At 28.1% G+C, this 23,511-nt stretch carries 25 protein-coding genes; 10 read left to right on the top strand and 15 right to left on the bottom strand.

Features of this window, described 5'->3' with window-relative positions; all coding sequences use genetic code 11:
* Positions 1 to 30: 30 nt before the first annotated feature.
* Positions 31 to 1,536, top strand: a complete 1,506-nt coding sequence (gene ppx / locus CLPA_RS07625; protein ID WP_003447143.1) for an exopolyphosphatase — start codon at positions 31 to 33, stop codon at positions 1,534 to 1,536.
* Positions 1,537 to 1,731: 195 nt separating this feature from the next.
* Complete coding sequence (locus CLPA_RS07620) at positions 1,732 to 2,421, top strand: YjbE family putative metal transport protein (protein ID WP_003447145.1); 690 nt, start codon at positions 1,732 to 1,734, stop codon at positions 2,419 to 2,421.
* Positions 2,422 to 2,478: 57 nt separating this feature from the next.
* Here the strand turns inward: CLPA_RS07620 and CLPA_RS07615 are convergent, their stop codons facing one another.
* A complete protein-coding gene (locus CLPA_RS07615; RefSeq protein WP_236900396.1) occupies positions 2,479 to 2,985 on the bottom strand; it encodes a D-glycero-alpha-D-manno-heptose-1,7-bisphosphate 7-phosphatase in 507 nt (168 codons plus the stop codon).
* A 269-nt stretch (positions 2,986 to 3,254) separates the two neighbouring features.
* Between CLPA_RS07615 and gloA2 the strand changes: the two genes are divergently transcribed.
* Complete coding sequence (gene gloA2 / locus CLPA_RS07610; RefSeq protein WP_003447149.1) at positions 3,255 to 3,641, top strand: SMU1112c/YaeR family gloxylase I-like metalloprotein; 387 nt, start codon at positions 3,255 to 3,257, stop codon at positions 3,639 to 3,641.
* A gap of 929 nt (positions 3,642 to 4,570) precedes the next feature.
* Here gloA2 and queC read toward each other — a convergent pair.
* The 3 genes from queC to CLPA_RS07595 all read right to left on the bottom strand — a co-directional run bounded on the left by queC (position 4,571) and on the right by CLPA_RS07595 (position 6,685).
* On the bottom strand, positions 4,571 to 5,248 hold the full coding sequence (queC, locus tag CLPA_RS07605; protein ID WP_003447152.1) for a 7-cyano-7-deazaguanine synthase QueC: 678 nt from the start codon (positions 5,246 to 5,248) through the stop codon (positions 4,571 to 4,573).
* Positions 5,249 to 5,266: 18 nt separating this feature from the next.
* On the bottom strand, positions 5,267 to 5,680 hold the full coding sequence (locus CLPA_RS07600; protein ID WP_003447154.1) for an acyl-CoA thioesterase: 414 nt from the start codon (positions 5,678 to 5,680) through the stop codon (positions 5,267 to 5,269).
* Between the two features lie 414 nt (positions 5,681 to 6,094).
* Positions 6,095 to 6,685, bottom strand: a complete 591-nt coding sequence (locus tag CLPA_RS07595) for a DedA family protein (protein ID WP_003447156.1) — start codon at positions 6,683 to 6,685, stop codon at positions 6,095 to 6,097.
* 447 nt (positions 6,686 to 7,132) lie between these two features.
* Here CLPA_RS07595 and CLPA_RS07590 point away from each other — a divergent pair, with 447 nt between their 5' ends.
* From CLPA_RS07590 to adhE, 3 genes are all read left to right on the top strand, one after another.
* Entirely contained in the window at positions 7,133 to 7,858 is a 726-nt protein-coding gene (locus tag CLPA_RS07590) for an ABC transporter ATP-binding protein (protein WP_003447158.1), read from the top strand.
* Complete coding sequence (locus CLPA_RS07585) at positions 7,851 to 9,461, top strand: putative ABC transporter permease subunit (protein ID WP_003447160.1); 1,611 nt, start codon at positions 7,851 to 7,853, stop codon at positions 9,459 to 9,461. The genes CLPA_RS07590 and CLPA_RS07585 overlap by 8 nt, the downstream gene beginning before the upstream one ends.
* Positions 9,462 to 9,678: 217 nt before the next feature.
* Positions 9,679 to 12,261, top strand: a complete 2,583-nt coding sequence (adhE, locus tag CLPA_RS07580; RefSeq protein ID WP_003447164.1) for a bifunctional acetaldehyde-CoA/alcohol dehydrogenase — start codon at positions 9,679 to 9,681, stop codon at positions 12,259 to 12,261.
* Positions 12,262 to 12,358: 97 nt separating this feature from the next.
* On the opposite strand, the gene CLPA_RS07575 is transcribed toward adhE, so the two are convergent.
* Entirely contained in the window at positions 12,359 to 12,790 is a 432-nt protein-coding gene (locus tag CLPA_RS07575) for a hypothetical protein (RefSeq protein ID WP_003447166.1), read from the bottom strand.
* A 170-nt stretch (positions 12,791 to 12,960) separates the two neighbouring features.
* On the opposite strand from CLPA_RS07575, the gene CLPA_RS07570 reads away from it, so the two are divergent.
* Positions 12,961 to 13,497, top strand: coding sequence for a DUF2383 domain-containing protein (locus tag CLPA_RS07570; protein WP_003447168.1), 537 nt, complete (start codon positions 12,961 to 12,963; stop codon positions 13,495 to 13,497).
* A gap of 123 nt (positions 13,498 to 13,620) precedes the next feature.
* Here CLPA_RS07570 and ybaK read toward each other — a convergent pair whose 3' ends face one another.
* Positions 13,621 to 14,097, bottom strand: a complete 477-nt coding sequence (ybaK, locus tag CLPA_RS07565; RefSeq protein WP_003447170.1) for a Cys-tRNA(Pro) deacylase — start codon at positions 14,095 to 14,097, stop codon at positions 13,621 to 13,623.
* A gap of 194 nt (positions 14,098 to 14,291) precedes the next feature.
* Here ybaK and CLPA_RS07560 point away from each other — a divergent pair, with 194 nt between their 5' ends.
* Positions 14,292 to 15,023: a DUF3298 and DUF4163 domain-containing protein gene (locus tag CLPA_RS07560; RefSeq protein ID WP_003447171.1), complete on the top strand. Its 732-nt coding sequence runs from the start codon at positions 14,292 to 14,294 to the stop codon at positions 15,021 to 15,023.
* A gap of 159 nt (positions 15,024 to 15,182) precedes the next feature.
* Here the strand turns inward: CLPA_RS07560 and CLPA_RS07555 are convergent, their stop codons facing one another.
* The 4 genes from CLPA_RS07555 to CLPA_RS07540 all read right to left on the bottom strand — a co-directional run bounded on the left by CLPA_RS07555 (position 15,183) and on the right by CLPA_RS07540 (position 18,260).
* A complete protein-coding gene (locus tag CLPA_RS07555; protein ID WP_003447172.1) occupies positions 15,183 to 15,614 on the bottom strand; it encodes a TipAS antibiotic-recognition domain-containing protein in 432 nt (143 codons plus the stop codon).
* A 53-nt stretch (positions 15,615 to 15,667) separates the two neighbouring features.
* Positions 15,668 to 16,345 carry an HAD family hydrolase gene (locus CLPA_RS07550; RefSeq protein ID WP_003447173.1) on the bottom strand — a complete coding sequence of 226 codons (678 nt, stop codon included), beginning with the start codon at positions 16,343 to 16,345 and terminating at the stop codon, positions 15,668 to 15,670.
* Between the two features lie 209 nt (positions 16,346 to 16,554).
* On the bottom strand, positions 16,555 to 17,733 hold the full coding sequence (locus CLPA_RS07545; RefSeq protein ID WP_003447174.1) for a metallophosphoesterase: 1,179 nt from the start codon (positions 17,731 to 17,733) through the stop codon (positions 16,555 to 16,557).
* 203 nt (positions 17,734 to 17,936) lie between these two features.
* Positions 17,937 to 18,260, bottom strand: coding sequence for a HesB-like protein (locus CLPA_RS07540; protein WP_003447175.1), 324 nt, complete (start codon positions 18,258 to 18,260; stop codon positions 17,937 to 17,939).
* Between the two features lie 235 nt (positions 18,261 to 18,495).
* Between CLPA_RS07540 and CLPA_RS07535 the strand changes: the two genes are divergently transcribed.
* Positions 18,496 to 19,149, top strand: coding sequence for a DUF4397 domain-containing protein (locus CLPA_RS07535; protein WP_003447176.1), 654 nt, complete (start codon positions 18,496 to 18,498; stop codon positions 19,147 to 19,149).
* A gap of 95 nt (positions 19,150 to 19,244) precedes the next feature.
* Here CLPA_RS07535 and CLPA_RS07530 read toward each other — a convergent pair whose 3' ends face one another.
* Positions 19,245 to 19,565: a putative heavy metal-binding protein gene (locus tag CLPA_RS07530; protein ID WP_003447177.1), complete on the bottom strand. Its 321-nt coding sequence runs from the start codon at positions 19,563 to 19,565 to the stop codon at positions 19,245 to 19,247.
* Positions 19,566 to 19,808: 243 nt separating this feature from the next.
* Here CLPA_RS07530 and CLPA_RS07525 point away from each other — a divergent pair, with 243 nt between their 5' ends.
* Entirely contained in the window at positions 19,809 to 20,312 is a 504-nt protein-coding gene (locus CLPA_RS07525; RefSeq protein ID WP_003447179.1) for an amidase domain-containing protein, read from the top strand.
* Between the two features lie 51 nt (positions 20,313 to 20,363).
* On the opposite strand, the gene CLPA_RS21130 is transcribed toward CLPA_RS07525, so the two are convergent.
* The 4 genes from CLPA_RS21130 to CLPA_RS07510 form a co-directional block, all read right to left on the bottom strand.
* Complete coding sequence (locus CLPA_RS21130; RefSeq protein WP_003447180.1) at positions 20,364 to 20,531, bottom strand: hypothetical protein; 168 nt, start codon at positions 20,529 to 20,531, stop codon at positions 20,364 to 20,366.
* Positions 20,532 to 20,618: 87 nt separating this feature from the next.
* A complete protein-coding gene (locus CLPA_RS07520) occupies positions 20,619 to 21,134 on the bottom strand; it encodes a hypothetical protein (RefSeq protein ID WP_003447182.1) in 516 nt (171 codons plus the stop codon).
* A gap of 162 nt (positions 21,135 to 21,296) precedes the next feature.
* A complete protein-coding gene (locus CLPA_RS07515; protein ID WP_003447186.1) occupies positions 21,297 to 22,973 on the bottom strand; it encodes a B12-binding domain-containing radical SAM protein in 1,677 nt (558 codons plus the stop codon).
* Positions 22,948 to 23,484 (bottom strand): hypothetical protein, encoded by a 537-nt coding sequence (locus CLPA_RS07510; protein WP_003447188.1) that lies wholly within the window; start codon positions 23,482 to 23,484, stop codon positions 22,948 to 22,950. Before CLPA_RS07510 ends, CLPA_RS07515 begins: the two co-directional genes overlap by 26 nt.
* Between the last annotated feature and the right edge of the window lie 27 nt (positions 23,485 to 23,511).

The raw sequence follows: 23,511 nt of genomic DNA, 5'->3' as shown, positions 1-23,511 counted from the left end.
ATATAAATTTATTGATTTAGGAGTGACTTTATGAACAAGAGGATAGGTATAATCGACATAGGATCCAATTCTGTACGTCTTTTACTTGCAGATATAGGCGAAAATAATTCTATACGTATAATAAACGAACTTAAAGAATACCTAAGACTTGGAGCAGGATTAGATAAAAATAAATTTCTATCAGAAGAAAAAATCCAATTGTGTCTAGATACACTAGCCACATATAAAAATATATGCAGTGCTTTTGAAGTTTCAGAAATAACTGCCGTAGCAACAGAAGCTGTGAGGAGTGCTAAAAATCAAAAGGAATTTTTGGATACAATTGAAAATAATATAGAATTAAAAATAAATGTTCTAACTGGAACAGAGGAAGCTTATTATGACTACTTCAGTACTATAAATAGTATGAATATAGACAATGCTCTTATTATGGATATTGGAGGTGCCAGTACTGAACTTATACTTGTAAAGAATAGAGAACTTGTAAATAGTATAAGTGTTCCCTTTGGAGCAATAAATTTAATTAAACAGTTTGGTATTAATGATGTCCTTGAAAAGGATCAGGAGACAGATTTAAAAACTTTTTTAACAGAACAATTTAATAAATTAGAGTGGCTTAAAGAAGCTAAAGGCTTTACTTTAATAGGAATCGGAGGAAGTATAAGAACTCTTGGTAAAATTCATAGAAAATCTGTGGATTATCCCTTAAACCTAATGCATAACTATCATATAAAAAATACAGATGTTATATCAATATATAATTTAGTAAAAACCAAAACCAATGCTCAGAGGAAAAAAATCAAAGGATTATCCAGTGACAGAGCTGATATCTTTGTAGGTGCTGCTGCTGCTATTGAAACTTTAATAGACCTTTGTTCCATTGAAGACATAATAATAAGCAGAAATGGTATAAGAGAAGGTCTTTTATATAGTCATATATGCAAAAATAATGTTCCTGTAGAGAATGTACTTGATTTTTCTATTAATACAATACTTATAAATCATCACAGTAATATTGACCATGCTAAACACATATATCACCTAATGAATTCTCTGTACCATGGACTTAGTTCCCTGGTAAAAAGTTCTTTTAATCTTGAGAGGATTATAAAAACTTCAGCTATGCTCCATGATATTGGATCAAATATTACTTATTACTTTCACCATAAACACTCTCTATACATGATACTTAACTCTCAAATAAATGGTATTTCCCATAAGGAATTAGTAATGAGTGCCTGTATAGCAGCAGGTCATAGAGATGACAACTTTCCAATAAATTATTCTGAATATAAAATATTAATTTCTAAAGAGGATATAACTATAATAAAAAATCTTGGGCTGCTACTGAGAATTTCTGAAAGCTTAGATAGAAGTATGATTTCCATAGTTAAAGATGTAGAATGTACCATAGATAAAGATACTGTAATAATAAAAACCATTTCTGATAAATCACCTGATATAGAAATTAAAGAAGCTCTAAATTCTACTGAAGACTTTAAAAATCAGTTTGAGAAAAAACTATACATTGTTTAACATAATAAAAGTATTTAGCCTATTAAATATATTTAATGTGCTAAATACTTTTATTATATTTGTGTATTCACTAATTATTAATATATTTTATTTTTTGTAATTAAATGATTTTTATTACATTAAATCCATTAATTATAATATAATTTTATATATAAATATTTTTAGTTTAATATTATAAAAAACTGGAGGAAATTTATGGATGATTATATTTTAATTATTAGCGGCATAATAAAAATAACTTTATTAGATATTGTGTTAAGTGGAGATAATATAGGAATAATAGCTTTAGCTACAAAAGATTTGCCTTTAAAACTTGCAAAACGAGCTTCCTTTGTAGGAGTCATCTTTGCAATTGTTTTAAGGATAATATTTTCCTGTTTTGTAACCTATATATTGATGATTGAAGGCTTACCTATTAAGTTAGTTGGAGGTATAGTACTTATAATAATAACCTTCGATTTCATTAAGCCAAGGCAGGATCATAATAGTATAAAAAATAAAAGTATTCATGGATTTTGGCGTGCCATTTACAGTATTGTATTTGCTGATCTAACTATGAGCATTGATAATGTACTAGCTATAGCTGGTGCAGCAAACGGTAATATATTTTTAATTATCTTTGGTCTTATTATAAATATACCAATAATATTTCTCGGAAGCATGTATGTAGCAAATATTATGAAAAAGCATCCATTTGTGGTATACATAGGTGGAGCCATATTAGCTCACACTGCTTTTGATATGTTTTTGCACGATAGAATAATTCTTCAAATACTGCCACAATTCTTTGTGCTGTATATTCCCTATGCCGTAGCCATTATTATAGCAGCCTATGGCTATTATATAACCTCTTCACATAAGGATGATTTAAAAAAGATAGCCTAAAAAAATCCGTATCAGTGTAAATAACTAAATACACTGATACGGATTTTTTATTATAGGTCAATTAATTATATTGTTTACTACAGCATACAGATCTTTACCATTTATATCAGCCTCTGCATTAAACCTACCTATCTTTCCAGTCTTACATCCTGCTCTTTTTCCAGCCTCTATATCTGTATCTCTGTCACCAATCATATAGCTTTTCCCAAGATCAATATCATATTTTTCTGCCAAATCTAATATCATTTTAGGAGAGGGCTTTCTACAACCAGTGTCCTTGTGATAATCGGGACAAAACTTTATCTCCTTAATATGGCAATAGGGCTTTAACAATTCAATCATTTTATCATGAATTTTATTGAGCTCATCAACAGTCATGTACCCAAGTTCAATACCCCCTTGGTTTGTTACCACAAATATTTCGAATCCATTTCCCTCTGCTCTTCTTAAAGCTTCTGTAACACCATCATATAATTTAAAATCTTCTGGATTGTTTATGGGCCTTTTATTATCATTTATAACTCCATCCCTATCTAAAAATAAAGCTTTATTCAATATATTCACCTCTTCTATATATAATTTTGTATATATTAAATTTTACTTGTGAGAATTATAACTTCACAAAATTCATATATTTATTTTTAAACTATATTATTTACAATTTAAATTTTAAAATGAATTATAGTATAATATTATTATCTAAAATTATACTATTATACTCTATAAAAATTTATATATAAAATTCTTGTCCATATGTACTAAATTTCAAGTAAAAAATATGTATTACATAGTAAAATAAATAATATTTAAATAAGAGAAAGGATATCATCAATATGAAATTTAATAGAATAAACCATGTGGCAATAATCTGTTCAGATTATAAAAAATCAAAAAAATTCTACACAGAAGTTCTTGGATTCTCTATAATAAATGAAGCTTATAGAAAGGAAAGAGATTCCTATAAACTAGATCTACGAGTTGGAAATTTTGATCAGCTTGAATTATTTTCCTTTCCAGACTCACCAAAAAGGCCAAGCTATCCTGAAGCTTGCGGTCTAAGACATATTTCCTTTGAAGTAGACAGTATAGAGAATACAGTTGAATATTTAAAAAGTAAATCTATAGCTGTGGAACCTATAAGAATAGATGAATTTACTGATAAGAAATTTACCTTTTTCAGCGACCCCGATGACTTGCCTATAGAAATTTATGAGAAATAGATAGTACATGTTAGGGGAAAAGGACGAAACAATCCTTTTCTCAGTTGAAAGTGGAGAGTTTAAAAAAGTTCAAATATCAAAGTCCAAAAAACAAATAAGGTGATTTTGTCTTTTACAACAAAATTGACAATTAGTTAAGAGTTAAAAATTAAGAATTAAGAGTTACTGATGCTTTTTCTTCGCTGTACTGCGAAAAAAGCTTTAGAACTAATAATTTAACATTTTAAATGGCAATATAGGTTTTTAGACCGGTAGGTCGGCTGTGCCAACTAACTTAGGTAATAAAATTTTTCAAAATATAACTAAACATTCGTTAATTCTGTTGACCTGTCCGTAGGACCATGTTATTAATAAAATACCCCTTAACAAGAGCTACATACAATATAAGTTTAGATGAATTACATGAAGAAGTTGAAGCTGTTATCTTCACCTTGTTAGAAATGAAGTATTACAGCTCTTAGCTTTCAAATAACTATCTAAACATCGATATTTTCTATACTTAATATGATTGAAAAATCGAGTCTAGTAGCCACCAAATAAATATTTTTAACTATACAAAATTGTAGGTATTAATCCTATAGTCCTTCGGACTATAAAAACAACTATCTAAATGCTAATACTCAGTCAACGTAGATTCATCATATTAATGTAATATCACTGCTAAACCACCGGGCTAACCGCCCAAAAACCTTTTATAAACCAATCTCCTTTTTTAAGTTTGTATTTATTAATTCTAAATTTTTCTGTAGTGTAACGGAAGAAAAATATCCATCACTCTCAACTTTCAACTCTTAACTTAATAGGTAACTTTACTCCTATCACTTTTCTAAATCTGATATTTGTTCTTTGAACTTTGCACTTTGACGTTTGTTTCGTCCTTTCCCTCATTTACGAACCAAAATCATCATATAAACTTAAAAATTTCTCAACTACTTATCCATATATTCCACTGGATCTTTATATCCCGCTTCTTCAAAAGCCTTCAGTCTTAATAAGCAGCTGTCACAATGTCCACAAGCCTTTTCATAGCCATTGTAACAGGTCCAAGTAAGAGAATAATCCACCCCAAGGCTGATACCAAGCTTTATTTCTTCAGTTTTTGTCATATTCATAAATGGAGCATGTATCTTTATAGGTTTATTGTCTTCCACGGCACATACGGTTCCTTTATTTATTGCCAGTTCCATTGCATCTATAAATTCTTTTCTGCAATCTACATAACCTGAATAATCTACCTGACTCACCCCTATAAATATATCCTGTGCACCAACAGCTTCTGCGTAGGAAGCAGCATAGGATAAAAATATCATATTCCTTGCAGGCACATAAGTAACTGGTATTTCTTCTCTGTCTTCTTTTCCCTCGGGTACTTGTATATTTGAATCTGTAAGAGCTGATCCTCCCCAGGCATTCATATTGGTATTTACTATAATATGTTCTTTTATTTCTGCTTTTTCTGCAACCTTCTTTGCAGCTTCTATTTCTTTTTTATGTCTTTGACCATAATTAAAAGAAATAGCATATACTTCAAAGCCCTGTGATTTAGCCAGATACAAGGCTGTAGTTGAATCTAATCCTCCTGATAATAAAACCACTGCTTTTTTCATTATATTCCCTCTTTTACTTTATAGATTTTCAAATAGCTTCCATATTTCAGGATATTTCTTCTTTATATTTACTATTTTAAATTCATTGCTATTTACAAAGGCCTGTATAGTTTTGCCTTTTGCCAAAAGCTTTTTATCACTATTTCTAAATACATCATAATTAAAAACTACTTTTACTCCGCTTATTTCTGTAACAGAAGTTTTTATTAAAATTTCATCTCCATATTTTGCTCCTTCTAAGTATTTACACTGAGTTTCTACAAGAGGCATCATTATTCCCTTATCCTCAAGTTGTTTATATGTAATATTTAATTTCTCTATATATTCATCTCTTGCCACTTCAAACCATATATAATATTGAGAATTATGTACAATTCCCATTTTGTCTGTTTCTGCATATCTAACCTTTAGTATAGTATCATTAGTATACATAAATACCACCTCCCAAGCATCCTAAATAATAAATATAATACGTAGAATAGTATAGCATAAAATACATTTTTTATAAAAGATAATATACAATTAGAAATTTAAAATTAAAAATATCCATTCTTGTTTTATTACTTAAACAATATTTAATTTGATAACAGAAAAAAGCACTATACAGACCTTTTAAATACAATAGCTGTACAATGCTTTTTAATTCTCAATTATCTATCTATATTCCTATTTATGTTTCTTAGTTTTTTCCTGTCTATTTTTTTCATAGTCACTTTGTGATTCTAAAGTATTTTCATTATTATCTGTATTATTGGCTGAGTTTCTTCTCTTTGACATATAAAACACCTCTTTCAGAAATATATGTTTTCCTGAAAATTTTATATTATACCAATTAAATTTCGTAAATCACAACTTTTTCTTGAAAAACTTATATACAAATACCATCAATACCAATATCACTAAAACTACAGTTATAAAAACAAAATACCTCTTTATATATGTATGAAATCTACTCCACCCACTGCCCAGAAACTTTCCTAGGGTTATAAAAGTGAAACTCCATAGAAAAGCACCGGCATATGCACTAACAGAAAATTTTTTTAAAGATATTTTAGTGATACCTGCAAAGTAACCAGTTAAATGTCTCACACCTGGTATAAAGTAAGATATAACTAAAATACCACAACCATACTTTTCAAACCACTTTGATACCTTTTCAAAACTTTCAGGTTTTATATGTAAATATCTACCGAATTTGTTCAAAAAATCAATACCAAGAGTTCTACCTATAAAATAAGAAATAGTTATCCCTATAATAGTACCTAAAGCCGCTAGAATTACACTTATAGTCCAATTAAGAGTTCCTATATAAACAAGGTATCCACAATAACTCATAAGGGTTTCACCTGGAAGCGGCAATGCTATAAGTTCCAGCATTAACGAAATAAATAGTACAGAATACCCATACTCATCCAATAACAGCTTTATAAATTGCAAAATGTTTCCTCCAATTATATTTATACTTTTATTACAATTAATTTATATATAGTGAAACCAGTTTCAAACTAAAACTAGTTTATCCAACTTGAAATATAAATTTAAATTTTTTTAAACAGGTTATTCAAGCTATCTATGCTTATCAATATTTAGTTGCTAAATTGGATATCTATAATATAAATTAATCTTAATTAATTCTTAATATTTAATTTAGTCAATTTTATAATTTTTATATAATAATAAATAAATATAAGCCAAGTACATTCTTTATTATACCATCAACTATAGATTATAATAATTATTTATTCTACAATAAATACTTTTATATTTGACTTATTGTATTACTGTTTTCTATAATATACAAGACAATCTGATTATTTATTTAAATCTACTTAAAATAAATACATTAATTGTATATATATTAAAATTGAGGGAGGAATTTAATTAATGATTGAAATTATTAATCTCAATAAAAGCTATAATAAAACTACAAAAGCTGTGGATAATTTGAATTTAACCATCAATGATGGAGAGATATTTGGATTTCTGGGTCATAATGGAGCTGGAAAAACTACCACTTTAAAGATGATTACAGGAATATTGAATAAGGATTCTGGCTATATTGGCATAAATGGAATAGACATAACACAGAATCCACTGGAGGCAAAAAAACAATTTGGATATGTACCTGATAATCCCGATATATTTTTAAGACTTAAAGGCATAGAATATTTAAACTTTATGGCAGATATATATGACGTAGACAGCAATCTTAGAAAAGAACGAATACAAAGCCTCACTGAAAGATTTGATATGTCCACTGCTCTTGGCGACAAAATACAGAGTTATTCTCATGGTATGAGGCAAAAAATAATAATAATGGGAGTACTTATACACAGTCCTTCTACATGGATTTTAGATGAACCTATGACAGGCCTTGATCCTAAATCATCATTTACTTTAAAACAAATGATGAGAGAGCATGCTGATAGCGGAAAAACAGTGTTCTTTTCAACTCATGTACTGGAGGTAGCTGAAAAACTTTGTGATAGAGTGGGAATAATAAATAAGGGTAAACTTTTATTTTGTGGGACTTTAAAGGAAATGAGAGAACATTTTAAAACTAATGAATCCTTAGAAAAAATGTTTTTGGAGATGACTGAACATGAGTAAATTACTAATTCTAACTAAAATTTTATTAAAAAATAATGATAATCCCTTTGAATCCGGTTTTAGCAACAAGAAAAAATTAGGTATGATAGTGTTAATAATATTATGTTTTCTTCCAATAACTTTTGGTTTTGCAGCTTCTACTATTGCATCTTATGACATGCTTGCAAAACTAAATCTTCAAGGTATGCTTTTAGCGTCTACCATGACCCTTTCCTGTATAACTATGATAGTATTTGGTTTTTTCTATATTATGAGTGTTTTCTATTTCAGCAAGGATATTGACACTTTGCTGCCGATGCCCTTAAGACCCTATGAAATAATTGGAGCCAAGCTCATCATAATAATATTATTTGAATATCTAGTAGAATTGATTATACTGCTGCCTACTCTTGTAGGTTTCTGTTATAAAGCAGGAAATCCTATTTTTATTATTTATGGAATAATAATATTTTTAACACTGCCTATTATCCCCATTGTAGTTTGCGGCTTAATAAGTATGGTTATAATGACCTTTACAGATTTAGTTAAAGATAAGGATAGATTTAAATTTTTATCCGGTATGCTAGGTATAGTTATGGCAATAGTTATAAATATACTCATACGAAAAATCAGCGGTCCTGAGGCCTTAATTTCTTCTCTTAGAGATAACAGTGATGCTATAAATAATGCTTCAAAGGCCTTTCCTTCAGCTAGATTTGCAGCCTTTAGCCTTTTGAATTCATCAAATATTTCTGGATTATTAAATTTAATTATATTTTTAATAATCTCTATCATAGTTATTGTCATATTTTTCGCAGCTGCTGAAGCTCTGTACTTTAAGGGTGCTATTGGAATATCTGAGAGCACTTCAAAGGGCAAAAAATTATCTCATAGAGAATTAAATAAATCCTCAGTTAAAAACTCAAAGTTAAAGTCCTATATGATAAAAGAGTTAAAATTATTATTTAGAACTCCTGCTTATCTTCAAAATTGTGTACTTGGAGGTGTAATTTTTCCACCAGTTATGCTTTTAATAATACTATTCAGCAATGGAGGTATGTCTAAGAGCTTTAATTTTCAGATGAATACTATGTTTTTTACTATTGCCACTGGAATAATACTAGTTACTACCAGTTTCAATATGATATGTGCTACAGCTATATCTAGGGAAGGAGAATCCTTCTTTGTAATGAGATACATTCCTGTTCCCTATAGAGATCAAATTATTGCCAAAGTATTGATTGGTATTATGGTAAGTATTACAGCTGTTGTTATAATGTTAATTACTGGTGCTATAGTATTTAAAATAAGCTCTTTAATGCTGATAATGTTATTTATTATATCTGTAATAGGAACAATTTTTTATTCATTTTTAGGAATTTTTATTGATTTAAAATTTCCTAAACTGGATTGGGATAATGAAGCAAAAGCAGTAAAACAAAATTTTAATGGTATAATTGTAACCCTTGCTTTATTATTTATATCTGCATTTACGTCTCTTATATGTATATTTTTAAATATAAACTTAATTATAAGTTTTTTCATATTGCTCATTGTATACTCCATTTTAGCTTTATTAGCTTACAAATTATCTATTACTAAAGGTATAAGCTTTTTAAAATAATTTATTGCTGTAATATATAAGTGATATTAGAAATACAAATAAATTCCGATATCACTTATATTTTTCAGACTTCAGAAAACATTTACAAAAATATTTTTTAATATGTTATAATGTTATCATAAGACAATAATTTACCCAATATTATATAAGTTTATATGATTATCCTAAGATATTTGTCAATTTAACCTATAATATATTTAAAGGGATGTGAGGTAATATGAAAATTACAAATGTTGAAACTTTAAATAAAAAATTAGAAGATATGAGAGTTGCTCAAAAAAAATATGCCTCTTATACTCAGGAGCAGGTAGATAAAATTTTTAAAGCAGTATCCTTAGCTGCTAATGATTCCAGAATTAAGTTGGCAGAATTGGCAGTAGAAGAGACTGGCATGGGAATTCTAGAGGATAAAGTTATAAAAAATCATCTAGCCTGCGAATATGTTTATAATAAATATAAGGATGAAAAAACTTGTGGTGTCCTTGAAGAAGACTTAAGTTTTGGAATACAGAAAATTGCAGAGCCTTTAGGTATTGTAGCAGCAATTATTCCTACAACTAATCCCACTTCAACAACTATATTTAAAGCGCTTATATGTTTAAAGACAAGAAATGTAGTAATTTTTTCTCCCCATCCACGAGCAAAAAACTGCACTATCGAAACAGCAAAACTTATACTGGATGCAGCAGTAAAAGCCGGCGCACCTGAAAACATAATAGGCTGGATAGATACACCCTCTATTGAATTATCAAAACTGGTAATGGAAAATTCAGACACCATTTTAGCAACTGGTGGTCCTGGAATGGTAAAAGCCGCTTATTCTTCGGGCAAACCAGCTATAGGTGTAGGAGCAGGAAATACTCCCGTTATAATTGATGAAACTGCTGATATTAAAACTGCAGTAAGTTCTATACTCCTTTCAAAAACCTTTGATAATGGAGTGGTATGTTCTTCAGAACAAGCTATTATTGCGATAGAAAAAATATATACTAAAGTAAAAAAAGAACTTTTATATAGAGGTGCTTACCTATTAAATAAAAAAGAAACTGAAAAATTAAGATCCATAATGTTTGTAAACCATTCTTTAAATTCTGATATTGTAGGGCAATCTGCTTTTAAAATATCTGAATTGGCAGGCTTTAAAGTTCCTGAAGCAACAAAAGTATTAATAGGTGAAGTAGAAAAAATAGATGTACATGATCCTTTTGGTCATGAAAAAATTTCACCTATACTAGGCTTGTATAAAGCAGCTGATTTTGAGGATGCCCTTGTTAAAGCCAGTGAAATATTAGAAAAATGCGGAGGCATTGGACATACCTCCGTACTATATACGGATGAATTTATTTCAAAACATAGAATACAAAAATTTGGAGCTGTAATGAAAACTTCAAGAGCTCTTATAAACACCCCCTCATCTCACGGTGCTGTAGGTGATGTATATAACTTTAAAATAGAACCTTCTTTCACTTTAGGCTGTGGTTCTTGGGGAGGAAATTCCGTTACTGACAATGTGGGCATAAAAAACCTACTAAATATAAAAAGTGTTGCCTTAAGGAGAGAAAATATGCTTTGGTTTAGAGTGCCTCAAAAAATCTATTTTAAATACGGATGTTTACCTTCTGCCCTTCAGGATTTAAAATACATGAATAAAAAGAAAGCTTTTATAGTAACAGACAAAGTCTTGTATAAATTAGGATTTTTAAAAAGCACTCTAAAAGTATTAGAGGAATTATCTATAGAATATAAAATATTCTACGATGTTGAACCGGATCCAACTTTGGCTACAGCAGTAAAAGGTTCTAAGGAAATGATTAATTTTCAGCCAGATACTATAATAGCTTTAGGTGGTGGATCACCAATGGATGCAGCCAAAATCATGTGGCTTTTATATGAACATCCTGAATCAGATTTTAAAAATCTATCTATGACATTTATGGATATAAGAAAGAGGATTTATAACTTTCCGACTCTTAGGGAAAAAGCTAATTTTATAGCAATACCTACCTCTGCAGGTACAGGTTCTGAAGTAACTCCTTTTGCTGTAATCACAGAGGAGAAGACAGGTATAAAATACCCTTTAGCAGATTATGAATTAACCCCAGATATAGCTATAATCGATGTAGAATTAATGATGAATATGCCAAAAGGACTTACTGCTGCTTCTGGTGTGGATGCCTTAACTCATGCTTTAGAAGCTTATGTTTCAGTACTTGCTACAGAATATACTAATGGATTAGCTCTAGAAGCAATAAAATTAATATTTGAATATCTGCCTCTAGCCTATGAAGAGGGTTCTCTAAACATAAAAGCAAGAGAAAAAATGGCCCATGCTTCTACTATGGCCGGTATGGCTTTTGCTAATGCATTTTTAGGAGTGTGTCATTCTATAGCTCACAAACTTGGTTCTGCTTATAATATTCCTCATGGTGTTTCCAATGCATTGATGATAACAGAGGTAATTAAATTTAATGCTACAGATAATCCAGTTAAGCAGACCGCCTTTCCACAATATGAATACCCTGATGCAAGGCTTAGATATGCAAAAATTGCAGATTACCTAAAGTTAGGCGGCAATAATGAATCTGAAAAGATACAATTATTAATTTCTGCCATTAATGATTTAAAAAATAAAATAAATATTCCAAAAAATATTAAAGAAACTGGAGTTTCAAAGGAAAGTTTCTACATGAATGTAGATAGTCTGTCAAAACAGGCTTTTGATGATCAGTGTACTGGATCAAATCCAAGGTATCCACTGATAAGTGAAATTAAACAGATGCTTATAAATGCTTATGAATAAGGGGATGTTAATTTACATCCCCCCAATATATCTTCTTATCATGTTAAGATTTATGAAATAAATTTATTTTATTTTTTTACATAAAATAAATATTTAGTTATGATAAACTATATATAGGTTTTTCATCAAAAACTTTACATCTCTTTATATCAGCTTCATATATGTGTATATTTTTCAACTTCTCTTTGGCTTCATTTCTCAGTTTATTCCAAGATTTAGGAATATGTTCTCCTGCAGAAAAATCTATCATATTTATATCCCCTATTTCACTTTTAACTTGTTCCATAGAAGGGCAATCTTCAAAAAGCTTAGGTGCAAAAGCTATACATGCATCTAAAATAGAATTATTATCAGCTCTATCTATAGGAATTATAGACGTTATATTTCCCATTCTATTTATTTTTTCTTCATCATATTTTGCTTCATACCATCTTTTTTCGCCTTCACCTTGTAAAATTTCCACATATATATCTTCTAGTCCATCTTTACTTTCTTGACCTATTAAAATTATTTTAGAATACGCAGACATAATTATAACCTCCTTGGTATTTGTCCTTTATAAAATAGTTTGTACAACATTAATATTTTTATTTTTATATATTTCATTAAATTCATGAAATATTCTCCTTTAATATACATCTTTACATTACATAAGTACTATTCTGTTTGAGCATATTATATTTGAAAGGAGTGTTGTATATGCCTACAGGTAAAACAAAACAAAATATAATTAATAAGAAAAGCAATTCTTATGATATTCCTGATGTGTCTAAATTAGATAAAAAAGTTAAAAATATTAGTATAAAAGAATTAAATGCAATACTAAAGGGAGAATATATGGCAATTGATTCTTATGAAAAATATATAAAAAACATAACGGATGCTGATACAAAAGCTGAGTTTCAAAAAATACAAAAAGAGCATAAAAGACATGCTATAAAACTAGCAGAACGAATTCAAATTTTAGGAGGAATTCCCGTCTCCAGTGTTGGTGTAAAGGGAAAAGTTGTAGAGACTATGTCTAACATTAAAGATATGGGCCGAAAAAGCACTGCAGATTATATAAGGAAAGCACAGCATGGAGAGGATACAGGCATAAAAATGACTTCTAAAATAATTAAAGGAGATTTAGATAAAGATAGTTTAAGTTTAATAAATTCTATGTTAAAAGAAGATGAAAATCATGTTAATATTCTTTCTGAAATGATGTCACCAGCAACTAATAATATAAAATAAGTATTCTATTGTTCCCTCTTAACTTAAATAAAGGGTTGTTTCATATTTTATCTGTATATTATGAAACAATCTTTTATTTATTATGTAATTTCTACTCTAATATTCTCATGGAAAAGAAATATATTATTTAATAAAATCTTTAAATTCACAACTAGCAACTTTAGCAAGATCTTCAGTTAAAATTTCAATTTGTGTACCTATTTTACCACCGCTAACAATAATTTTTTCTATATCCAAAGCACTTGTATTTACAAAAGTTTTATAATGTTTCTTCATACCTATAGGAGAACACCCTCCTCTTATGTATCCTGTTAATTTCATTATATCTTTTACTGCTACCATTTTAACATTTTTCTCGCCTGCTGCTGCTGCTGCCTTTTTTAAATCTATTTCATCTTCAACAGGCGTTACAAAAATATATATATCGCCACTGTTACCTTGAAGCACCAAAGTTTTATAAACAAACTTTGGATTTTCTCCAAGCTTTTTAGTTACTGAAATCCCATCTATTTTTCCATCAGAACTATCGTAAGTAATGATATCATAGTTTATTTTTTCCCTGTCTAAGATACGCATTGCATTTGTTTTTACATGTGACATAACTATCTCCTTATTCTTATTTTTAAATACTATAAAAAATATTACATCCTAAAATAATAATAAATCTATAGAGATAAAAGTAACCCTTTTATAATTATAACATATTTTATAATTATAGTTTATGTCTGTATAAATCTATTTACTAATAAAATATACATATTATCTTTTGTTAATATGTTTAGGAGGTTAATCTTATGGGTCATAAACATAATAAATTTTATCATTTTAGTAATCCTCAAAAATATAATTCTAAGCACCATAAGTATAGAAATGATACATCAAATACTTTGGGGGTTACTTCTCAGAATATAAGTACAGAAAATTATAAAATACGTGAATACTTAAATATTCCAGTTTTAAGCGGTAATTTTAATGCTGAAGTTTTAAAATACATCAATGGCAATATTAAAAATGATATTCTAGAATTTAAAAGTCAAATGGAAGCAGCAGCAGATGAAAATGCAAAAGCTATGCAGTCAGCGGGGAAACCAGTAATTCCTTTTCAAATCTCTAATAACTATATATTAACTTATAATAAAAATAATTTATTAAGTATTTCTCTGATTTATCAACAATATATAAATGGCAGGAACAGCTATATAAGAACTTCTTATAACTATAATTTAGAAAATGCACGATCTATGCCTTTAGGAGACTTATTTAAACCTGATTCTAATTATATATCAGTGTTAAACAATAAAGTAAAATCAATATTACAGGCAAATCCTCAAGATTATTATCCTAATACAGCTAGTAATTTTAAAGGGATAGCCAAAGATCAACCCTATTATTTAGACAATAATAATTTAGTATTATTTTTCGGATTCCATGAAATTGCTCCAACGGCTTCCGGAGTGCCTCTGATAAAGATTCCTTTTTCAGAATTAACAGATATACTAAATCCACAGCTGTTAAGAAGTATTTGATATTTTTTACTAATCCTTTAAAATCAGTAATTAATTTCAATGGATAGTCGTTTGCCATACACCATATAAGTTTAGATTAATTATCCTTGAATGTATCGTTATATAATACTTTTAAACATAACGTAGAGTCATAACAAACATCCACTGGATAATTAATTCTTATAATCTATTTTCATGAATATCACAGTATATCTCTATGGCTTCACTTAAAAATTCCGCTAATCCATCCTTTTTATGATTTATTTTTTCCCTAAAAGACTTGTCTTCTATATATAATCTTCCTAAAGCTCTAAACATAATTAAATCACATTTATAAAAACTATCACTATAGTATTTTCTCAGCTCTTCAACTAATGCTTGAACACTTACACTACCCGGATCTCTATCCATCAAAACAATCATATCCTCATATATATAATTTAATCTTTCTTTAAGATTTTGCCAGTCCTGTTTAGTATATTTGGATACATTTTTATATATTTCTTTATATATATTATTTTTATATATTTTCTCCACCTCTTTACCATGTTCTTTTTTATAAGCTTCTATATATAGCTTATCAAATAATGTAAACACCTCATCACCTTTCATAATATTACCCCCACCATATATAAATATCTATTAACTGTAATAAATATAAGTATCTATATTATCTCTAGAAGCTCATCTAATAATTTTATAGTAAAATCACTGGATATATTAATTGTTTTATTCCATCTCTTTATTATTACAGATGTAATACCCATCTTTTTTGCACTTATAACATCTTCATCTGAATTTCCCACAAATATTATATCTTTCTTTGAAATTTCACAATAAGATAATGCCTTATTTATTATAGTATCACTAGGTTTATAGGATTTAACATCACTGGATATTATAAATGCATCAAAGTAATCATATATATTTAAAGCCTTCAATTCCTTAATTAATATGTCAGAATCAGAATTGCTTAATACAATTAATTTTACCCCAGCTTTTTTTAGTATATCTAGAACTCGTATAACATCATCATAAAGATAAGATTGATTAGTATATAATTCTTCATAGTAAGTTTGTGCCAAATCACTCAAATCTTCTATGTTTAATTTTAATGAAGCCTCTTTTAGTGATATTTTAAGCATCTCTTTAACACTTAAGAATTTCTCTTCCAGCGCATTATAATACATGTTATCATAGTTTTCACTTATTACTTCAGCAATTCTATCCCTTTGTAAACTTTTATATTTTTCAGCTATATATGAAAATAAATTAGGAGCGCCTACTAAAGTACCACCTATATCAAAAAATACTATTTTATTTGAATTTTTTATAGTTTTCATATTGCATCCTCTCCATATCGAAGTCTGTTCATTATACTATAATATGCATAAATTAATCTCTTCATATATATATTTAATCATATACATACTATTATTAGCAATAGGTTAAATTTTTCATCATATTTTAATATTATATAATAATATTTATAAAAAAATAATCAGCAATTTTTAATTTAATAAAAGAACTCCGCTGATTATTTATAATATACCTAATTATTAAAATTTACTCTTATATTAACTATCTCACCTTTTGTTCCAATCCTTATAGGCGGTCCCCAAGCTCCATAACCGGAAGACACTATTAAATTAAAATCACCTTTCTTCAGATACCCATAGTCTTTTTCATATACAAGTCCTGTAATAAAATTATTTGGCAAAAATTGACCTTTATGAGTATGTCCTGAAAGTTGCAAATCCACCTTTTCCTTTTTCGCCGCTTTTAAATCTATAGGTTGGTGATTCAATACTATAATAGGAAGTGATTTATCAATATCTTTTAATAATTCCTCTAGTGACTTTATCTTCTCTTTTGTTTTATAGAAACTAACTGGATCATTTCTCCCAACTACATAAAAACTATTATCAATTTTAAGCACTCTGTCTTCTAATACTTTTACATTTCCTCTTTTTAAGTATGAAAGTGTTTCTGGCAAATTTGCACCAATATATTCATGATTGCCAGTAATTGCATATATTCCATATTTAGACTTTATATTTTTAGAAGCTTCTCCAAGGCACTTTTTCATTTTACTATTGGTATTTTCATCTACCATATCACCACAGAAAAATACTATGTCTGGTCTTAAACGATTTATAGATTTCACCATATTGGCAATCCCCTTCTCTTTTACAGTGATTCCTGCATGGACATCGGAAACCATAACAATATTCAGTAAATTAATTTTCCCAGCATTTTTATTTATATTAACATTATAATCAGTAATCACTGGATGCGTTGCTTTCCATACTCCAATAAAAATAAGTATAAAAATTATTACAAAAATTAATATTCCATTGCCATATATTCTACTTATAAAATTTATAAATTCTCCTTTTAAGCCTATTTTCTCACAGATAAATTTTATAAGATCAGTAATTGGAAATAATATCATCAAATAAAAAAATGCAGCAAGATAAACAGTACCAATAGATGTAAATATCGATGTCAATAGATTATTTATTGATAAAAAAATCCTACATAAAATACTTAAGACAAATGAAATTGAAATAAGCCAGTATATAATCCAATATATCATTATTCCATACCCATTATTTCTATATGGTAATATACTTAATCCTTTTATTCCAATATAATAGCAAGCCATTGCATATAAAAACAAAGAAAACAATATACATAAGGTTATTTCCATTAATCTAAATAATTTCATTTACACACCTTCTAAAATTAATTCTTATTGTAATTATATAAAATAATTCATATAGTAATGCATTATTGAAATATAAATTTATTATTTAATATAAGTTTTACTTTGAATATTATATCAAAATAAATAGCGATGTTTTAAAATAACATTATTTTAAAACATCGCCCTATTAGCTATTAAGTTTTTTCAGAATTAAGTATTAAAAATTAACATCCTGGACAAACAGTACAAGGACTTTCTGGAACTTTAAGAGCTTTTAACTCTAAACCTTCTCCATTATTCTCTTCATTTGATAAAATTGTAAAGCCTTCAAATTCTTCCAATGCGTCTTTATCAATAATGAAAGTAATATCTTTTACTTGCTCTTCAACATCATTTTCACCTTTTACTCCATAATCCAAGTTAAAAGTCAATCCATTACAATTTCTTCCAACGTAAGTTATTCTTAAATTAAAATTTTGTACATTGGTATTTACTAAAAAGCCTTTAAATTCCTCATAAGCCTGATCACTAACTTTCATAAAACTCATATCATGCACCTCCAAATAAATATAATTAACCAGTAAATATAGCCTCAATTAAAATATTATAATTAAGCAACAACCTGTTTATCTATATGACAATCATAATAGCATATTTTTAACTATTTATCAATTACATTTTAAAATTTTATTTAAATTAAAATTAATAGATTACTAGTAACATATATTAATTAAATTTTATATAATGAATTATATGTTAATCATTTTACTGGGAGGAAGTACTTTGGAAAATTTAAATTCTGAAATTTCTTCAGATTATAATATAGAACAAAGCTCTAGAGAAATTCAACAAAACTCTTATATAAGATTTTTTAATGCTTCTGCTAATTCTCCTGCCGTAGACATTTATGTTAACAATAATTTACTTGTACAAAATCTACCTTATGGCGAATTTTCACTTTATTTCCCCTTATCATCAGGAAATTATAATATTAAAATTTATAATACTGGAGAAACTGAAAATCCCCTTGTAGATGCTTACCTATATGTAGCTCCAAACACTATTTCTAATTTAGCTATTGTTGGTAATAATCCAAATCTAAGTTTATATACTATTCCAGAGCCTGTAACTGCACAAAACTTTGGAAGGCCCTGTATTAGATTTGTTAATCTTTCCCCCGACAGTCCTGCCCTTGATTTAAATCTATCTACTGGGACAAAAGTTTTTAACAATATTACTTATAGAAAAATTACCGATTATGCATGTTTACCCTCTGGAACATATACCTTTACTATAAATGCTACAGGTTCAAATAATGTTATATTAACTATTCCAAATGCAAATCTTCTGCCCAATACTTACTATACCATTTATATATTGGGATCAACAGGGGTTTCCATCCCTTTAAAAGCAGTAGTTACTGCAGAACAAAGATAATAAAGAGGAGATTTTTAATCCATCTCCTCTTCATCTTAGTGCTTTAATAAAAAATACTTCATCTAAAGCAATATATAATCTATTCATTAATTTATTTATTCTACCACCACAGCTGTACCAGAAGCTGTTACCATAAGCATATTTCCGCCTTGGCCTAATACTTCATAATCAATATCCACACCAATAACTGCATTAGCTCCAATAGCCGCCGCTCTATTTTCAAGTTCTCTTAAAGCTTCTTCTCTTGCCTGTATAAGTTCACCTTCATAGGACTTAGATCGTCCTCCGAAAAAATTTGTAAGACCTGCTGCTATATCTTTAATTACATCAACACCAGATATTACTTCACCAAAAATAATACCTTTATAGTCAATAACTTTTTTACCTTCTATATTATTAGTAGTTGTTACAATCATAACTATCAACCTCCTTGTACATAAATAATTTTTATATCAAGCTACTCAGGATATTAATTATTATCAGCATTTAACTATGAATTTGGATATCTATATTAATATTTTTGAGTGGCATGTATAAATTAAATATTATCAAAATTATAATATAAAATAACTAAACATACCATACCTAATGTTTCACTTTTTTTACACACTATCATAAAATATAATGTAATCCATTTTATAAAGAAGGCTATAAAATTTATGAATTCTAAATTAAAAAATACAAATTATTCAAGAGAAAATGCTGTAAATTATGCTTTAAAATATGCTAATACACCAAATTCTCAATATAAATATTTTCCTGTTAACTACGATAATGGCGGTGATTGTACAAATTTTACTTCTCAATGCCTGTTTGCTGGAGGTGCACCAATGGTTTTCACAGGTAAAAACATATGGTGGTGTAACAGTGCTGGTTGTTCTGTTTCCTGGTCTACAGCTCATTCTCTCTATTGGTATCTAAAAATCAATACCGATAATAATCTTTATGGAATTAAAGGGAAAGAAGCAACTTCTACTTCCGATTTAGAAATAGGTGATTTAATATTCTACAGAAATAAAAATAATAGAATAACTCATTCTGCAATTATAACATCTTTTATGGATAATATTCCCTTGATATCACAGCATACCCCTGAATTGTTAAACATACCTTATATAAAGCTTTGGGCTAGTAAAACTTATTTTATGAAAATATTTTTATAACTATATATAAACTAAAAATACAAAAGATAAAACTTATTTATATTATATATTTTATTTTTTATCCAATATAACTATAATAAAAGTAGCAATTGGTCCAAGTAATAAAGATATGAGAAACCATATAAGTCCTGATCTGTTTTTCCCTTGAGCTAATCCTGCATTTATTAATGCTAATGTTCCCCATCCTATATAATATTCCTTATTCATGTTTATGTTCATTTCACTTCCCTCCATACATTATCCTTAAATTCTTCTTAAAAAACTCAATGTTATATTTTATGGAATTTTTCAGTACCTATACATTTATTATTTAGCATCTGATGATATAGCAGTAAGTTTTACTCTTAAAGCTCTTTCCAAAGCTCCCACTAATATTACTGTTATAATTCCGTCCACAAAGTGATGTGCTACTGTTCCTATACCTACTACATATAATGCATTAACTGCTGTAAATCCAAAGGGAATTACTATTATTGCTTCAAGAATGGCATGAATTGGCGCCGTTATTGCTATAACTTTTTTAAAGGATACCCCCCTTCTTATCAGCAGTGCTCCAGCCAATCCCACAAAAGTATGGGTAAAAGCTCTTGCAGCAATTACTGCCGGTGAAGTAATTAAAAAGCCCAGGGCTGAACCAATACCAACAATTACTGCTACTTCAGGAGCAATTAACATTGCTAAGAACATTGGAACATGAGAAAATAATGTAGCTGAAAAAGGCGGTATTTGAATTCTTAGAAATGAACCAAAAACTATAGGAATTATTATTGCAAATGCAGTCAGTAGTCCTGCAAGAGTTAATTTTTTAACATTGTTTTTCATAAATTACCTCCCATAAGTTACTGTATATACAGCAGTATATATGAAATATTCATAATTGTAAATAAGAATAATGATTTAAATCATAATAAATAGAAAAGCCGAAACAAGAATCATGTATTCAACTTTCAGCTAATAAAAGTTGTTTCGCACTTTTCTCCTAATTTAAAAATAAAATATATTATCCACATCACTCTCATCAAAAATTACATACTTTTCTTCTTTTTCAATTTTACTTTCTGATTGATATTTTAATATGTCTATATTAAATTTTTCTATATGGAAATTTTGCTTTACAGAAAAAACACCTTCCTGTTTTAATTTATTTCTTATTTCCTTTTCAGCAGCCTTATCAATACATCTATTTAGGAAAGGTGGAATCCATTTCTTTTTATTGAATTTTAAATAATCAAATTTTATTACTTCAATTATATTGCTATTTTCCTCGCCTAATTCTTCATAATTATATTCTAAAAATACCTTATAATAATCTGAAGAGGATATATTTCTATCAAAATATCCCTTTTTCTTAAAAAAGTTGCCTAATGAATAATAAAAATCAAAAGAATTTTCAAATTTATGTACAAAATATTTTAATATATTTTCAAATTTTCCAGAATTATAGTATTTGTCTACCATAGCTTCTACTCTCTTAAGTTTCAATATCTCTTCGTAGCTTAAATTATCTGTCTTAAGTATCTCATAGGGAGCGTAAGGCGAATACACCATTCCCCATTTTTCTGCTTCAAACCTCATAGCAGAACCTTTTAAAAGTTTTAAGAATCCCAACTGAATTTCTTCTGGTTTGATAGAATACAAATCATTAAAGGATTTTTTAAACCTTTCATAGCTTTCCCCTGGAAGTCCTGCAATTAAATCCAAATGCTGCTTTATATTTTTATTTTTCTTAAGCTTTAGGACTTTATCTTTTATATCGTTAAATTTGATATTTCTATTTATGTTTTTTAATATATCATCATTAGTAGTTTGAACACCTATCTCAAGTTGTATTCTACCTTTAGGAGCAGTTCTCAAAAGTTCTATTTCTTCATCTTTTAATATATCTGCAGATATTTCAAAATGGAAAGTTGCATTTGTTTCAGATTCAATTAAAAATTTCCATATTTCCATAGAAAACTTGTGATTACAATTAAAAGTTCTATCCACAAATTTTATAAGTCTAACCCTTTTATTCATAAAAAACTTTAATTCTCTTTTAACTCTCTCTACACTTAAAAATCTTACACCTTCATTAGTAGAAGATAGACAGTACTTACAATTAAAAGGACAACCTCTTGAACTTTCATAATAAACTATTTTGTTTTCTAGATTGTCTTTATCTCTATAGGGAAATACTACTTTTTCAAAGTTCATCTGCAGTCTTTTTCCTCCATAGATTACTCTGTCTTCACTCTTTTGGTACAATCCTTTAATGTTTAATTCATTACAATTTTTATTTTCTATTTTCCACTGTACAAATTCCCTAAATACCTCTTCCCCTTCTCCCTCTATAAGATAATCTCCTGGATTGTTAAGTAAAAAATACTCTGAATCATAGGATACTTCCGGTCCACCATATAATATTTCTATACTTTCATCCAATGTTTTTATAAGCTTTGCAAGTTTTCTTATATATTCTATATTCCATATATAACAGGAAAATGCTACAATATCAGGCTTTTGCTCCATTATGTTTTCAAATACCTTTTCCAACCTATCATTTATGGAAAACTCCTTTATTTTACATTGATAATTTATATCTCTAGTATATTCCTTTAAATATCTCACGGCTAAATTACTATGAATATATTTAGAATTAATTGCTGTTAATAATATCTCCAATTAAAAAACTCCCTTTCTTCTGCGCCTTTATATAGTATATATTATCGGAGCATTTTAAATCAATTATATCAAAATAATTTTGTAAAAGCCTTCTGGTATTTTCACAAGAAGCATCTATTACCGGATTAAAAGCATTAACAGTTATCTTTTTACATTTTTTACTAGGTACAAATACTCTAAGCTTAATTAAAAAAGTTTTAAATCTAGGCTTATCTACATCCCATAAATATAATATCCCGTCTTTTTTTATATAATCAGATATTTCTTTAAAAAATTTCAGCTTTGATTTCTTAGTTTTAAATTCCATTAAAGAAAAAAACATTACACAGCTGTCAAAATAATTTTTTTCTATTCTGTTTTTCTCTGACATTCCATTTATATAATCGATGGTCATATTGTCATCAGTATTTTTACAAAGGTCATATACAATTCCATTGTTTTCAAAGCCTATATCCAATACATTACCTATAAATACCTCTTTTTCTAAATTAATAAATATCTCTTTAGCCATTAAAATCACATCCTTTAAAACTTTAGA

Origin of the sequence: Clostridium pasteurianum DSM 525 = ATCC 6013 (assembly GCF_000807255.1) — a bacterium.
Taxonomy (GTDB): Bacteria; Bacillota; Clostridia; order Clostridiales; family Clostridiaceae; genus Clostridium_I; species Clostridium_I pasteurianum.
Note: the sequence above shows the minus strand (reverse complement) of the source record. Positions and strands in the feature narration are given on the sequence as shown.

Bases quoted from the DNA above. Each gene is read 5' to 3' on its own strand.
- ppx (WP_003447143.1), top strand. From the start codon at position 31: ATGAACAAGAGGATAGGTATAATCGACATAGGATCCAATTCTGTACGT.
- CLPA_RS07620 (WP_003447145.1), top strand. From the start codon at position 1,732: ATGGATGATTATATTTTAATTATTAGCGGCATAATAAAAATAACTTTA.
- gloA2 (WP_003447149.1), top strand. From the start codon at position 3,255: ATGAAATTTAATAGAATAAACCATGTGGCAATAATCTGTTCAGATTAT.
- queC (WP_003447152.1), bottom strand. From the start codon at position 5,248: ATGAAAAAAGCAGTGGTTTTATTATCAGGAGGATTAGATTCAACTACA.
- CLPA_RS07600 (WP_003447154.1), bottom strand. From the start codon at position 5,680: ATGTATACTAATGATACTATACTAAAGGTTAGATATGCAGAAACAGAC.
- CLPA_RS07590 (WP_003447158.1), top strand. From the start codon at position 7,133: ATGATTGAAATTATTAATCTCAATAAAAGCTATAATAAAACTACAAAA.
- CLPA_RS07585 (WP_003447160.1), top strand. From the start codon at position 7,851: ATGAGTAAATTACTAATTCTAACTAAAATTTTATTAAAAAATAATGAT.
- adhE (WP_003447164.1), top strand. From the start codon at position 9,679: ATGAAAATTACAAATGTTGAAACTTTAAATAAAAAATTAGAAGATATG.
- CLPA_RS07575 (WP_003447166.1), bottom strand. From the start codon at position 12,790: ATGTCTGCGTATTCTAAAATAATTTTAATAGGTCAAGAAAGTAAAGAT.
- CLPA_RS07570 (WP_003447168.1), top strand. From the start codon at position 12,961: ATGCCTACAGGTAAAACAAAACAAAATATAATTAATAAGAAAAGCAAT.
- ybaK (WP_003447170.1), bottom strand. From the start codon at position 14,097: ATGTCACATGTAAAAACAAATGCAATGCGTATCTTAGACAGGGAAAAA.
- CLPA_RS07560 (WP_003447171.1), top strand. From the start codon at position 14,292: ATGGGTCATAAACATAATAAATTTTATCATTTTAGTAATCCTCAAAAA.
- CLPA_RS07555 (WP_003447172.1), bottom strand. From the start codon at position 15,614: ATGAAAGGTGATGAGGTGTTTACATTATTTGATAAGCTATATATAGAA.
- CLPA_RS07550 (WP_003447173.1), bottom strand. From the start codon at position 16,345: ATGAAAACTATAAAAAATTCAAATAAAATAGTATTTTTTGATATAGGT.
- CLPA_RS07545 (WP_003447174.1), bottom strand. From the start codon at position 17,733: ATGAAATTATTTAGATTAATGGAAATAACCTTATGTATATTGTTTTCT.
- CLPA_RS07540 (WP_003447175.1), bottom strand. From the start codon at position 18,260: ATGAGTTTTATGAAAGTTAGTGATCAGGCTTATGAGGAATTTAAAGGC.
- CLPA_RS07530 (WP_003447177.1), bottom strand. From the start codon at position 19,565: ATGATTGTAACAACTACTAATAATATAGAAGGTAAAAAAGTTATTGAC.
- CLPA_RS07525 (WP_003447179.1), top strand. From the start codon at position 19,809: ATGAATTCTAAATTAAAAAATACAAATTATTCAAGAGAAAATGCTGTA.
- CLPA_RS21130 (WP_003447180.1), bottom strand. From the start codon at position 20,531: ATGAACATAAACATGAATAAGGAATATTATATAGGATGGGGAACATTA.
- CLPA_RS07520 (WP_003447182.1), bottom strand. From the start codon at position 21,134: ATGAAAAACAATGTTAAAAAATTAACTCTTGCAGGACTACTGACTGCA.
- CLPA_RS07510 (WP_003447188.1), bottom strand. From the start codon at position 23,484: ATGGCTAAAGAGATATTTATTAATTTAGAAAAAGAGGTATTTATAGGT.